This window comes from Planctomycetaceae bacterium (assembly GCA_041398785.1).
In the GTDB taxonomy this organism is placed as follows: domain Bacteria; phylum Planctomycetota; class Planctomycetia; order Planctomycetales; family Planctomycetaceae; genus JAWKUA01.
Genome location: JAWKUA010000018.1, coordinates 83,936 through 97,110, shown reverse-complemented (window position 1 = coordinate 97,110; position 13,175 = coordinate 83,936). Strand labels below are relative to the sequence as shown.

Annotated in this window: 13 protein-coding genes; 6 read left to right on the top strand and 7 right to left on the bottom strand. The window is 60.1% G+C overall.

Translation table 11 applies throughout. The features are described from left to right. The first annotated feature begins 481 nt into the window (after positions 1 to 481). The 4 genes from R3C19_19745 to R3C19_19730 all read left to right on the top strand — a co-directional run bounded on the left by R3C19_19745 (position 482) and on the right by R3C19_19730 (position 5,841). The gene (locus tag R3C19_19745; GenBank protein MEZ6062582.1) at positions 482 to 2,260 is read left to right on the top strand and encodes a CRTAC1 family protein; all 1,779 of its coding nucleotides are present in this window, start codon (positions 482 to 484) and stop codon (positions 2,258 to 2,260) included. Positions 2,261 to 2,422: 162 nt separating this feature from the next. After that, positions 2,423 to 2,626, top strand: a complete 204-nt coding sequence (gene thiS / locus R3C19_19740) for a sulfur carrier protein ThiS (GenBank protein ID MEZ6062581.1) — start codon at positions 2,423 to 2,425, stop codon at positions 2,624 to 2,626. Positions 2,627 to 2,684: 58 nt separating this feature from the next. After that, a complete protein-coding gene (locus R3C19_19735; GenBank protein ID MEZ6062580.1) occupies positions 2,685 to 3,554 on the top strand; it encodes a thiazole synthase in 870 nt (289 codons plus the stop codon). 280 nt (positions 3,555 to 3,834) lie between these two features. After that, entirely contained in the window at positions 3,835 to 5,841 is a 2,007-nt protein-coding gene (locus R3C19_19730; GenBank protein MEZ6062579.1) for a S1C family serine protease, read from the top strand. A 6-nt stretch (positions 5,842 to 5,847) separates the two neighbouring features. On the opposite strand, the gene R3C19_19725 is transcribed toward R3C19_19730, so the two are convergent. The 3 genes from R3C19_19725 to R3C19_19715 form a co-directional block, all read right to left on the bottom strand. Next, positions 5,848 to 6,069 (bottom strand): winged helix-turn-helix domain-containing protein, encoded by a 222-nt coding sequence (locus R3C19_19725; protein MEZ6062578.1) that lies wholly within the window; start codon positions 6,067 to 6,069, stop codon positions 5,848 to 5,850. A 984-nt stretch (positions 6,070 to 7,053) separates the two neighbouring features. Then, the gene (locus R3C19_19720) at positions 7,054 to 7,596 is read right to left on the bottom strand and encodes a hypothetical protein (GenBank protein MEZ6062577.1); all 543 of its coding nucleotides are present in this window, start codon (positions 7,594 to 7,596) and stop codon (positions 7,054 to 7,056) included. Positions 7,597 to 7,634: 38 nt separating this feature from the next. Then, complete coding sequence (locus R3C19_19715) at positions 7,635 to 8,396, bottom strand: SOS response-associated peptidase (protein MEZ6062576.1); 762 nt, start codon at positions 8,394 to 8,396, stop codon at positions 7,635 to 7,637. Between the two features lie 313 nt (positions 8,397 to 8,709). Here R3C19_19715 and mobB point away from each other — a divergent pair, with 313 nt between their 5' ends. Both mobB and R3C19_19705 read left to right on the top strand, forming a co-directional pair. Then, on the top strand, positions 8,710 to 9,207 hold the full coding sequence (gene mobB, locus R3C19_19710) for a molybdopterin-guanine dinucleotide biosynthesis protein B (GenBank protein ID MEZ6062575.1): 498 nt from the start codon (positions 8,710 to 8,712) through the stop codon (positions 9,205 to 9,207). A gap of 197 nt (positions 9,208 to 9,404) precedes the next feature. After that, complete coding sequence (locus R3C19_19705; protein MEZ6062574.1) at positions 9,405 to 10,196, top strand: SDR family oxidoreductase; 792 nt, start codon at positions 9,405 to 9,407, stop codon at positions 10,194 to 10,196. A gap of 126 nt (positions 10,197 to 10,322) precedes the next feature. Here the strand turns inward: R3C19_19705 and R3C19_19700 are convergent, their stop codons facing one another. The 4 genes from R3C19_19700 to R3C19_19685 form a co-directional block, all read right to left on the bottom strand. Next, positions 10,323 to 10,577, bottom strand: a complete 255-nt coding sequence (locus R3C19_19700; protein MEZ6062573.1) for a DUF1559 domain-containing protein — start codon at positions 10,575 to 10,577, stop codon at positions 10,323 to 10,325. Beyond that, on the bottom strand, positions 10,577 to 10,912 hold the full coding sequence (locus R3C19_19695) for a DUF1559 domain-containing protein (protein MEZ6062572.1): 336 nt from the start codon (positions 10,910 to 10,912) through the stop codon (positions 10,577 to 10,579). The genes R3C19_19700 and R3C19_19695 overlap by 1 nt, the downstream gene beginning before the upstream one ends. Before the next feature lie 17 nt (positions 10,913 to 10,929). Further along, positions 10,930 to 11,310 (bottom strand): hypothetical protein, encoded by a 381-nt coding sequence (locus R3C19_19690; protein ID MEZ6062571.1) that lies wholly within the window; start codon positions 11,308 to 11,310, stop codon positions 10,930 to 10,932. 120 nt (positions 11,311 to 11,430) lie between these two features. Further along, on the bottom strand, positions 11,431 to 13,038 hold the full coding sequence (locus R3C19_19685; GenBank protein ID MEZ6062570.1) for a c-type cytochrome: 1,608 nt from the start codon (positions 13,036 to 13,038) through the stop codon (positions 11,431 to 11,433). Between the last annotated feature and the right edge of the window lie 137 nt (positions 13,039 to 13,175).

The following is a 13,175-nucleotide window of genomic DNA, read 5'->3' as shown; positions in this document are numbered from 1 at the left end:
GATCGCCATTCTGGCCGGATGTGCGAGCGTGCCGACATTCGTGAACAGTGCAGATTTCCTTCGCGACAGCGCGGCGGGATTCTCTATTGAAGAGTCGCTTCTGGCATGCGTTCGAGAGTGTGACGCGGTCATCCAGCGAGCACAGGAGTGCGCATCTGAGAAGTGTGGAAACTGGCAGCGAGCCGCCGTGCAGTGTATGGATTGCCGCGCCGCGTGCTGTGTGATGTTGACGCGAACCCGGCCGCAGCACGGTTACTGCACGGCGTTGCTGCAGAGTTGTGCGGACCGCTGCCGGTCCGCCGCGGCAGCGCTGCGTGACATGAATTCGCCGCATTGCCGTGCGTCTGAACGACGCTGCCTCGAAGCGGCGGCGAAATGCAGGGAGTGGCTGCTGTCATGACGTGCGCAACTATGACAACTCCGTGGCACGAACGGTGCCGAGCGTCCTTCAGGAAGCGCGAGTTCCGCGCGGGACAAGCTGATGGCTAGAGTATTTCGGGCATTTTCGCTTGCCCTTCTGTGGGCGGTGTTCAGCATCGGCTGCGACAATTCGACAACGGAGCCGGTTACGACGTCCGGTGACGCGAACGGCGCAGCGGGCCAGACGCACGGAACGTCCCCCGGCGAATCCTCCGCGCAGCCGGCGACCAGCATGCGGTTTGCCGAAATGACTGCCGACAGCGGTGTGGTCTTCACCTACCACAACGGTCAGGAGGCCGGGAATTTTTCGATTCCCGAATCACTGGGCGGCGGCATCGCTGTCATCGATGCCGATGCCGACGGACGAGAAGATCTTCTGTTTCCCGGCGGCGGACAGATCGACGCGGAACTGAAGACGTCCGGTCTGCCGTGCGGATTGTTTCGCAATCGCGGTGCTGGACGATTCGAAGATTGTTCGGCACAGTCGGGAGCCGGAGTCGCGAAGTTTTATAGTCACGGCGGTGCCGCCGCGGATTTCGACGGCGACGGATTTCGCGACGTTCTGGTCACCGGTTATGGCGGCCTGCAACTGCTGCACAACCTGGGCGATGGAACGTTTCAGGAGATCGCCGCGCCGTCCGGCCTGACCGATTCTCTGTGGAGCAGCAGCGCGGCGTGGGGCGACATCAACGGCGACGGAGCTCCCGATGTTTACATCTGTCACTACGTCGACTGGTCGAAGGAGAATCACCCGTATTGTCAGGGACCGACGGAAGGTCAGCGGGAAATCTGTCCGCCGCGTGACTTCACCGGTCTGCCCGACACGCTGTACTTCAGCGACGGCAGTGGCGGCTTTACCGACGAATCGCGGGCGATGAATCTGCAGACCGACGGCAAGGGCCTGGGCGTTGTCGTCGCCGACGTGAACGGCGACCGGCTGCTGGACGTCTACGTCACGAACGACACGGTTCCAAACACGCTGTATCACTCCACGCCGGAACACACGCTGACCGACGATTCGCTGCTCAGCGGTTCCAGCCTCAGCGATCGCGGCGTTCCCGACGGCAGCATGGGAGTGGAATTGATGGACTACAACCGGGACGGCCTGTTCGATCTGTGGGTTACGAACTACGAACGCGAAACCAGCGCTTTGTATGAGAACCACGACAACATGCTGTTCCGACATTCCAGCCAGCGACTGGGAGTCAACGCCGTGGGCGCATTGTACGTCGGCTGGGGCACGTGCGCGATGGATGCGGATCTGGATGGAGACGAGGACCTGTTTGTTTCCAACGGCCACGTGATTCGTTTTCCCAGAAGCAACTCTCTGAAACAAACCCCGCTGATGTTTGAAAATCTTTCCGGAACGCGGCTGGTCAATGTCGCGCAGGCCATCGGAGGATTCTTTGCGGAAACTCACATGGGGCGAGGCGCGGTCGCTTTCGACTTTGATGACGACGGGGATCCGGATCTGGCTGTCTCACACAACAACGATCCGGCTTCCATCGTTCAAAATACGAGCGACACGAAGCACGGCTGGCTGAAAATCGGACTGATCGGGACCCGGGGAGCTCGCGAGGCAATCGGCACCGTGGTTCGCGTGACATCCACTGACAGCGACGGAAAGCAGATCACGCAGTCCAGACAGTGGAAGGGAGGCGGCAGCTATGGTTCCACGGGAAGCCGCTGGATGCACTTCGGTCTGGGGACCGCCAAAACGGCTGATCAGGTTCAGATTGAATGGCCGGGCGGCAACGATCAGACGTACGAGGCCGTCGCCGCAAACGCGTCATGGCAAGCGGTGGAAGGCCGGAACGCTCTGGTACCGGCGATTCGTTGAGTTCCCCGCCGACTTCAAGAGCTGCCGACGAGTTCTTTGGAAACTGAGCCCGGGGGATACACACGTCGCGCGGCACCGGAATGTTCGCGGCACGGCGTGGCTTTCCGCAGGTTTCGCAGGCGGTATGATGCGGCCAGAGTGTCAGGTCACGGGAGCAGTCAGATGCCGACGATTCAACTGAACGGTGAAGCCAGGGAAGTCCCCGACGAATGGACCGTCGCCGATCTGCTGGAAGATCTGGGAATCAACAACCGATATTGCGCTGTCGAACAGAATCAGTACGTGGTCCCTCGCGAGGAACACCACGAACGGTTTCTGCAGGAAGGCGACAACATCGAGATCGTGACGCTCGTGGGCGGCGGCTGACGACGACCGAATCCGCTGTTTTTCATACATCCATCTTTCTGAACCAGACAAACCGACAATGAGCCTATCCGCATCTGCCGAGACGCAACTTCCGTCCACCGGCGCGCAGTCGCTTCAGCCCGCGGACACTCCGCTGACTCTCGGTACGCATACACTGAAGTCTCGGCTGATCGTGGGAACCGGCAAATACGCGACCTTCGAACAAATGCGCGACTGCCTGCGGGTCAGCGGAGCGGACGTGATCACTGTGGCCGTCCGCCGCGAACGGCTGGTTGACGCGGAAGGCCGCAACATTCTGGATTTCATTGATCTGGACCAGTACACGATTCTGCCGAACACAGCGGGATGCTTTTCGGCCGAAGATGCAATTCGCGTCGCTCGGCTGGGTCGTGAAATCCTGCGGGGCCTGGAAAACCCGGGAGCCGACTGGGTCAAGCTGGAAGTTCTGGGCGACACGAAAACGCTGTTGCCGGATCCCGTTGCGACGATTGACGCCTGCCGCCAGCTTGTGGACGACGGGTTTCAGGTGCTGTGCTATACGTCGGACGATCCCATGACCGCGCGGCGCTTGAAGGAAGCGGGAGCGACATCCGTGATGCCGGCCGGCAGCCCGATCGGCAGCGGGCAGGGGATTCTGAACCCCAACAGCATCCGCATCTGTCTGGAGTACCTGAAGGAAGACGACCCGGACTATCCGGTCATCGTGGATGCCGGAGTCGGCACGGCCAGCGATGTGGCGGTCGCGATGGAATTGGGATGCGACGGCGTCTTACTCAACACGGGAATCGCCGGCGCGCGCAACCCGCACCTGATGGCGGATGCCATGCGACAGGCATGTCAGGCCGGGCGGCACGCATTTCTGGCAGGACGGATTGCGAAGAAACTGTACGCGACCGCGTCCAGCCCGACGGAAGGCTGCATTGTCTGACGGCGGCGCGCCGACGAATCCTCGTCTGGCAATCACTCATTCGCAGCGTAGAATGGGCATCAAAATGACCGACGGGTACCTCGATGCCGGGGACGGATTCCGGAAAGTCGCACATCCCGGGCGTTCGCGTGTCTGATTCACCGGTGCGTTTCCCGTTATTCGAGGTACTGCGATACGACACATCGCTGCCGTGTCGGTGTTGGTTCCCGAAACGCCGTGCCAGTCCGGGCCACTGCCGGACCTACTTCCCGAAAGCGCGTCCAACGGAAAGCTGCGACAGATGATTCGTCACGCTTCTTTACTGTGCCTTTTCTTCATCCAGGTCGGCAGTCTTTCCGCAAACGAAGTTACTCTGCAACAGCGGCAGGAGCGGCTGACGGAGGCACTGAAAAGCGTGCAGCCCGCCATCGTGGGAGTCACCGACAGAATTGGTTTTGGCAGCGGTGTGGTGGTTTCCGGTGACGGAATCGTATTGACGGCAGCTCACGTCGTTGAGTCGTCACACTTCAGACGCCGCAGGTCCAGACAGTCAACGTACGTCATCTTTCCGGATGGCCGGGAATACGAATGCGACGTGCTGGGAAAGAACCGTTCCGCCGACGCGGCCATGCTGAAGATCAAGCGGATGCCCGCCGACGGCAGCGAGTTTCCTCACGTGACGATGGGGCGTTCGTCGGAGGTCAGCGCGGGAGACTTCTGTTTTGCTCTGGGACATCCTGGCGGCTTCCGCAAAGACCGCCCGGCACCCGTGCGATTCGGCCGCGTGCTGTCCGTCGGCGCAATGACAATCATTTCCGATAACGCCATTGTGCTGGGTGATTCCGGCGGACCGCTATTTGATCTGGACGGTCGGCTGATCGGCATTCACAGCATGATTACGGAAGTCATCGTCGAGAACCGCCATGTCGCCATCGACGTCTGGCATCGCGACTGGGATCGACTGAAAAACGGTGACGAATGGGGACGGCTGCGGGCGTTTGACAACGAACTTGCCGAATCCGACTTCTTCGGCACCGATCTTCGCTGGCGGCACTTCACGGCGGAAGTCCGCGGAGTCATCAGAAACGGTCCGGCCGATAAAGCCGGCATCCAGCCAAACGATACGCTGGTTTCGATCGACGGCCAGCGGTTTGCGGATCGCCTGGAACTCAGCACTTTGCTGGACCAGTTGGAAGACGGCCGGGAAGTCGACGTTGTTTTGCGCCGCAGCGATCGGGAGCGAACGGTCCATCTGAAGACCGGCATACGTCCGGACGACAGCGACGAACCGCATTCCTTTGGTCACGACGATGATGACAGCGAAGATGAAGACACGAAACTGGAATTGACACTTCATCGCCGAGTCGGGCCGTATGAGAAGCGGTCGCCAGACCAGTTGAAGGAATTCGAACCGGTCGTCAAAGCCGTTAAGAACTCCGTTGTGGAGATCCACGAATTCGGACGCTCGCTGGCGCTGGGAACCGTCATGTCGCGTAACGGCTACATTCTGACGAAAGCCAGCGAACTGCATCGCGCGGTTGACCCGGATTGCGTCTTCCCCGATGGCAGTCGCCGGAAGTTCCGGCGCGTCGCCGTCGACGATGCCTACGATCTTGCGCTGCTGAAAGTCGACGCCGCGGATCTGACTCCTGTCACCTGGGCCGGCGACGACACGACTGATCCCGGCCGTTTGGTCATCACAACGGATTTCCGGGGCAACCCGATTCTGCCGGGAGTCATCAGCGTCGATATTCACACGCTGCAGACGGCTTCGAAACCCTTTCTGGGAATCGAACCGTTCCCGCATTCGTCAGGCGTGCTGATCAGAAAAGTGATTGCCGGGGGAGCGGCCGAACGAAGCGGTCTGAAAGGCGGCGATGTCGTGCTGCAAATCAGCGGAACGGAGATGAAAGGCCCGGAACAACTGGTCTCGCACCTGCAGAACTATTCGCCGGGCGACAGGATCGACGTGAAGGTGATCCGCGATAACAAGATCATCACCGTCCCCGTGACTCTGACTGGACGGTTCATCAGTGAACAGAATGACGCGCTGCTTCCGCGCTACAGCGAACTGAAGGAGCTTGGCAAGTATGCCAGCCTGCACAACTCCGGATTCCCGGAAGCCTTCCAGCACGACACCGACCTGTTTCCGCAGCAATGCGGCGGTCCGTTGCTGGACGCGTCCGGTAATGCGATCGGCATTAACATCGCGCGGGCGGCTCGTATCAGCAGCTACGCCATTCCTGCCAGCGCCGTCCAGCGCGTGTTTGAACAACTGAAGAAACAGGACACGGAATCCGCGCTGTAAGCGATCCTAGCGAAGGCGGATGGTCCTGCTGCGGGACGTCCGTTCAACGGCAATCTTTTCTTCCCGCGCAAGCCAGCCGATTCCCTGAAGCACCAGGTCGCGCGGCGCCTCAACTCCCGTCACAAGCCTGCTCACCGAAGTCGTTCCGTGTTCGCTCAGGAAGTGCCAGATCAGGCCGGCCGTCTGTCCGATTTCTTCGATCGGATCCATCTCTGCGACTGCTGCCATTGGTTTGTTTCCGGAAGCTGAATTCAGACAGAAACGCAGCACGTTCAGCGGATCGCCACCGCCGAGACTGCAACCATGACCCACAGTATATTCGACCGCGAGGGAACGTCGACACCGCGACAGCGTTGAGTGCGCTGAACAAAAAAAGCGGACCCTTCCGAATACCGTCGCCGGCTCGAAAGAATCCGCTGTCCCTGGTGCCAATCTAAGGTGTCATGCTCTGGTGGTATCGTTCTTCGCTGGTGTCAATCAAAGGTGTGGAATCTGTTGGTGTCGTGTCACCTCGCTGATTCTGTTCTGGTCGGCAGCAGCAGGTCGCCGACGTGGTAACGAAGCAGATTTCTTCTGCCGTGAAGCGGGACAGCCGCTGAGTGCGACCGGACGCTTTAACGGAACATGCTGCGCAGCCATGCGTTCTTTCTGCGTTCCAGTTCCATGACGCGGCCCAGCACGCCTGTGTTGCCTTGCCGCAACGGCGTTCCACGGGTGAAGATCGGACGGGAGGAAGTCGAACGAAGCCGCATCGGCCGAGTCCGCGACACCGTCTGAAGGGCCGAGTCATTCGGCACAACCGTTTCGGTAACAATCGGCGCGGACGTCTTCGCATCAGCCGGCGCTGATACCGTTGACAATGTCACCGGCGTCTTCTGAGCAGACCGCACTTCATCGGCCGCATGCAGTTGCGAAGCCATCGACAGAATCAGTGCACCACTCAAAGTAACCATTAGCCGCATAGCGTGACCTTTCTGTTTCAGTGGAAGACATGCGGAACAGACGTTGTTGATCTGTTGACTGTCACGAGCTTACACGCAGAACAGAATGCGAGCGGAGAAACTGAAGGCGGCTGCGGGTTTTTCGTTCAGCAATCAGCGGCGCGAGTTTGGTTCTGTGGATTCTGATTCGACGCGCCGGAATCGCTGCAAAGTCCAGGCGTCCGTGTGACTCGTCGCAGATTACCCAGCCCGCCCTTCGCTTTACCGGCTGTCATTCCGCCGCGAAGCACAGCACCATCACACTGATCGTGGCCAGCAGCAACAACAACTGCCGACCGCATTCACGGACGGAAACCGCGCAGCGCAACACGTCCGTCGCGCGGCCGAGCCGATGCCAGATCAGCAGTCCGCCGAAGACAAAGACTCCGCCGACGCTCCAAAGTACTGCGACGGGAGCACCCAGCGATAGCAGCGTTCCGGCATCACCGACGCCGTCGATACTGCCCACGGAAAGGTATGCACCGTTGGCAATCAGGCAAAACCCGGCAAAGAACTTCGCTGCCGAGCTTCGTCGCCCGGCGGCAGCCAGCCACATGGCCGCAATCAGCGGTAGCAGGCTGCCGAACAACGGACCGCTCCAGCAGACAATCAGCGGGTGTGGATTCGGATCAACGTCGGTTCGCGAGATCGACGTCGGCCACCACACGACTTTCGACACACTTCCGCCTGACAATTTTGCGGCGATCACGTGCCCCAACTCGTGAACTCCCTGCATCCACAGCCAGCAGTTGGCGGCGATCAGAAGCAGAAACACGCTCCGGGCGACCGAGCGGAGGAAACATCGGATGTTTGTCATTCGAACAGTGAATTCTGCCGCGGACGATCCGGCGCGGCGCTATCGCTGTCCGCCGGTGAATCGCACGGTTCCGCACACGCGGGCGATTCGTTCGCGACTCGGTTGACCAGCGATGACACGGGGTAACGGCTCAGAACACCATCGGCCAGCGGCTGCATCAGCGCCTGCAACTGACCCCTGGAAGCATGAGAACTCAGCCATGCATCATGAGTTTCGGACGGCAGTATGACGGGCATCCGATCATGCATTGACCGCAGATCATCATTCGCAGCGGTCGTCAGAATCGTGCAGGATGTCACTTCCGCAGGATGTTCGGATGCGACGTTTTCGTCCGGCGATTTCGGCGACCATCGTTCCCAGAGCCCGGCAAACGCAAAAGGTTCGTTGTCCGGCAGGTGCATCAGCCAGGGCTGCTTCTTCCTGCCGGGCAGCTTTTCCCATTCATAGAAACCGTCGGCGATGATCAGGCACCGGCGGCTTTCGAAGGCTTTGCGAAATGCCGGCTTCTGCGCGGCCGTTTCGGAACGAGCGTTAATCATCCGACTGCCGATCGACTCATCCTTCGCCCAGAACGGAATGAGCCCCCACTTCATCAGCACGGCTTCGCGATTTGCCGGATCGTCGCAGATTGATCGAACACACAGCACCAGTTGCGTCGGAGCGATGTTGTAGCGGGGCGACAATGTGGGAACATCCGCCGCGCGGAACAGTTCGACAAGCCGGGCAGCCGGTGTTCGCAGAGTGAATCGTCCGCACATAGTTCACGGGCCACGGCAGCAGTCAATGTTTGTACGCGTCGTCAGCGAGACCCGGCGGAACAACCGTCGCGTCCCCGGCGCCGAGCTGACATCATCCTCTGCCGACCGGCACCGTGACTGTGATATACTATCGAATCTCCGCCGGCGGAATTCCACTCCGGCCGTCCGCTGCCGACGCAGTGGCGGAAGGACTGCAGAACTTGAATTTATGCTGGCCGCGGCGGACACCGATGATTTTCTCAACGCTATCTGCCACGAGCCCGATTGCCTCATTTCTTCCCGCTCGCGGTATATCAACAACGGCCGTCATCGCATGAAGCAGGTTCCTCGAGTTCACATCGTGGGTCGGAAGAACGCCGGAAAGACAACGCTGGTCTGCGATCTGGTGCAGAGGCTGACACAGGCCGGGCTTCAGGTGGCCACGATCAAACACACTCACCACCGCCATGAACTGGATACTCCCGGCAAGGATTCTCACCGGCATCGCCAGGCGGGTGCCGCCGCGGTCGGCATCCTGTCACCCGGAATGACGGCTGCCTTCATTCCGGGAAATCGGGATGTCAGAGAAGACGATCGCTACGAACATTTCGATGTACTGTTTCGAGACTTCGATCTGATTCTGGTGGAAGGTGATTTGCACGCCACAGCGCGGCGAATTGAAGTCTGGCGGTCAGCGCTGAACGAACTTCCGTATGCTTCGTCCGATCAACAGATTCAGGCCGTCGTCAGCGACGATGAACCTGTCGTCGACTGTCCTGTCATGCCGCGATCAGACCTGAACCCGCTGATCGACCACATCCTCAGCCGGTAAATGAGTGCTGGTTGCCGCGAATCTCAAATCTCAAATCTCAAATCTCAAATCCCGGCACCAGGTTCTCAACCCTCAGCGCCCTGATCGCGCGATTTCCGTTCGAATCGCTGTTGGTCAAATTCCGGTGATTGGGTAGTCTGCCGCCCGGGCAGCGTCACAGGGATTCGCACCGGAAAGTCAGGACAGGAGGTCTTCGAGTGGACATCAAAGGCAGGATCGTTGTCGTCACAGGCGCCGGTCGCGGAATTGGAGCGGCCCTGTGTCGCCGTTTTGCCGCCGAAGAAGCCGCTGCCGTCGTGGTGTCGGATCGCGACCTGCACGCTGCCCGACGTGTTGCAGCGGAACTCGCCGGCCGGAACACCGACTCGATCGCCATCGCCTGCGATGTGACTCGTTCGCCCGACGTGAGACGCCTGGTCGATCGGACCACCAGCCAATTCGGCGGCGTCGACGTGTTTTGTTCCAACGCGGGAGTCACCGTCAAGGGAGGCCTGACGGCTGCCGACAGTGACTGGCAGAACATGTGGGAAACCAACGTGATGTCCCGGCTGCACGCCGCAAAGTCGGTCGTGCCACAGATGCTGGAAAAAGGTGCCGGCTACCTGGTTCACACGGCGTCCGCTGCCGGAATTCTGACGGAAATCGGTTCGGCGCTGTATTCCGTGACCAAGCACGCGGACGTCGCTCTGGCCGAATGGCTCGCCGTGCGCTACGGCCGGCAGGGCATTCGCGTTTCCTGCGTGTGTCCGCTGGGAGTCGACACGGAAATGATCGACGACAGCGATCCGATTCACCGATACCTGCACCTGCATTCAATCTCCGCCGACGATGTTGCGGAATCCGTTGTTCAGGGAATGAAGGACGAACGCTTCCTGATTCTTCCGCACCCGCAGGTGGCGGAGTTCTTCAATCTCAAGGCGGACAACTACGACCGCTACATCCGCGGCATGCAGCGGCTGCGACAAAAACTGACACGCCGCGCCGCATAGCATCTTCCCGCGTTTGCGGCCGACACGCTCACGTCCGCCGGCGAACGGACGGTTTACCGTTCGCCTCATTCCATAGCTGCGCTTCTGCGACTGGGCCCGCGGGACGTGGAAGTGCGCGCCTCGCTGCTACCAGTCGCCGACTTCTTCGCCGCCGGACTTTGTCAGCAACGACTTCAGGACATTCGGGTCAATCCTGTCCGAGACGAATCTGACGGAACCGTCCGCCAGTCCCATCTGGGCACCGCCGACGTGATACGAAGACAGCACGCCTCCGGATTCACCGATTTCCGGACCGGGTGCATTCACCTGCAATGCCGCGTCCGCAATGTCGACGTCCCGAGGTTCGGTCCAAACAACCTTCGACCCGCACGATTCGACCATCAGGATGGTGTTCGAATTGCCATCCGCAATCTCGCCGAACGCTGATCCGGTTGCGTTGTTTGGAAAAACGAATCATCACCCGTCGGCAGCAGATAGGCAGTCAGGAAACGAAGTTCATCGTCAAGGCTGCTCGGGCGCGACGGGCAATCGTACAGGCCAACTTCCTGCCGTGAGAGAGGCTGATTGACGGCAGCGTCCCACGCAGCGGTCGTGTCGTATGCCTCCAGGACACTGGCCAGTTCAAGGTACGGCATCAGCGACAATCGCCACGAAACCGGCGGCGTTCCGGTCGTCGGTGCCGGAAAGTGCCCCTCGACGTCGTGGAAGTTGTGCATCGCAAGGCCAAGTTGTTTCAGGTTGTTCCTGCACTGCGTGCGTCGAGCTGCTGTCGACCGTCGCCGCTGGCCGGCCATAAGCAGCACGCGGCACCCAATCCCATCGCCACCAACAGGATCGCCGAGGTTTCTCTGCTGTCGATCTTTGTCGGATGCAGAAACCGGCGCACCAGCGCCGTGGCTGACATCACCAGTACTGCCGCCGTCAGGACCGGAATCCACATTGAACTGCCGTCCTGAATGTTCCTCAACCTGAGCGCGCTGAGCACCGTCCACGACAGAAACAAGAGCGACGTGTAGAGCCAGAAAAACAACCACCCCGGACCTGTCGCACGGCGTCGAGCAAGCACGAAGACAGCGACAGCAAACGCCACCAGCCCAATGATACTGGGTCTCAACGACCAATCCTGCACGTCAAAATTCGTCGGCGGAAATCGATGCATGACGTTCGTTCCCGTGTCTCTTCTCGTTCCAGGGCGTTATCTCGTTCCAGCGTTGGAGCCCTGGAATGAGTACCGTTACTTCGGCGGAATCAGTCGGATGGCTCGCAGGTCGATCAGGGCGGACGATGGTTGTTCGATCGCAGTAACCGTCAGTTGCTGGCGGCCGGCGTGCAGGTCGATGGTGCCGATGGTTGACGTTCGATAGTCGTTCCAGGTTCCGGTCCCGGGGACTCGTGCGGTCAGCATGCGGGTCCCCGTCGACAGACGCAGCAGATTTCCGGCCGTGCTGTTGTCGCAGGCAAAGTCGAATTCAACGGTCCAGTGGCCTGACTTCGGAACCTGAACATTCCACACCGCGTAATCGTCCGTGGACTGCCACCAGCCGATGTTTTCGTACTGCTGTTCGAACACCAGATTCGGACCGTAGATCTCGGCCGCTGTCGCCGGAAGCGTCAGACTTCCGTCGTCATTCGGCGCGACAACCGCAGGCGAATTTCCGTCGAACAGTTTCCACGGAGTGCCCGACGACTGCACGAATGCGATCACGTCCGCCAGATCCTGAGGCGACAGATCCTTTTCCAGACCTTCGGGCATCAGCGAACGGCCGGACGCGATCAGTTCGTCAATGTCTGTGCGGGCGACAACGTGTTCTTTGCCGTCGGAGGCCAGCAGAGTCAGGCTGTTGCCGGTTTCGTTCAGCAGCATCCCGTTGATGCTCAGGCCATCGCTGGTGACGGCCGTGTAACTCAGGAACTTGGCTTCGACGGCTTTGTTCGGATCCAGAATCGCCGTCAGCATTGCCGGCGTGGAACGATCCTTCAGCGCGGCCAGGTCGGCTCCGATTTGCTTGCCGACATCCTGCAGCCGATGACAGGTGGCGCACCGTTTTTCGAAGACGGCTTTCCCGTCCGACGGTCGGCCCGACACCTCCGACAGCTTCTGTCGGAACTCATCAACGACACTCTGACGAGCCGTCGGCGTCGAGTCGCCGAACAATCCGGCAGCCTGTGTTTGAATCTCACTGTTCGGGTACGTCAGCAGCCGATCGCGAGACACCGCGTCCAGGTCAGCGGACGCAAGACGCTTCGATTCCAGCGCCGCGATCAACTGCCGGGTCCGATCGGAACTTGGCAGAATGGAATTCACAATTTCGCTGCGGACCGCCGGTGTGATGTTCTTCCACTGGCTGAACAACTGATCGATGGACGCTTCGGAGTTCGTCACGACAGCGACCGCTGCCTGCTGGATTTCCGGAGGCGTCGACGGCAGAAAGAAGTCCACAAGCCTGTCGGCAACCGACGGCTCGTCACTGCCGACGGCTCCCAGAAACGTCAGCGCGGCCACGCGTCGTTCGATTGACTGATCCACATCCAGCGCCATCGCCGCGGCATGAGTTCGCGCGGCGTCAAACGCTGTTCGCGCCGAACCGTTCTGCACGGCAGCAGCGAATTCGGTATTTCGCAGCATTCCGGGAATCGCCGAGGCCGCAGCCGTCCATGCTTCGGGCGGTGAAGCTTCCGCCAGCTTCGAAACCAACTGTTCCGTCGTCCGAATGGCGGCTTCGTCCTGTCCCATGGCTGTCGCCTGCGCGACGAGTTTCCACAAGTCCTCGCTGGACGTAGTTCCGTCCTCCGCAACGTGACGCAGGACGAGTGCAATTCTGTCCGCTGTGATTGACGACATCGCTGCGGCACGGATATTCGGATCATCGGAATGACGTTTCAAAATGTCCGCCAGAGCAGCGGTAGCTGATTGCTGCGGCGATTCTCCCAGGAATACGCGAGCTGCTGAATTACGATCGGTGACGGATCATCGATCAG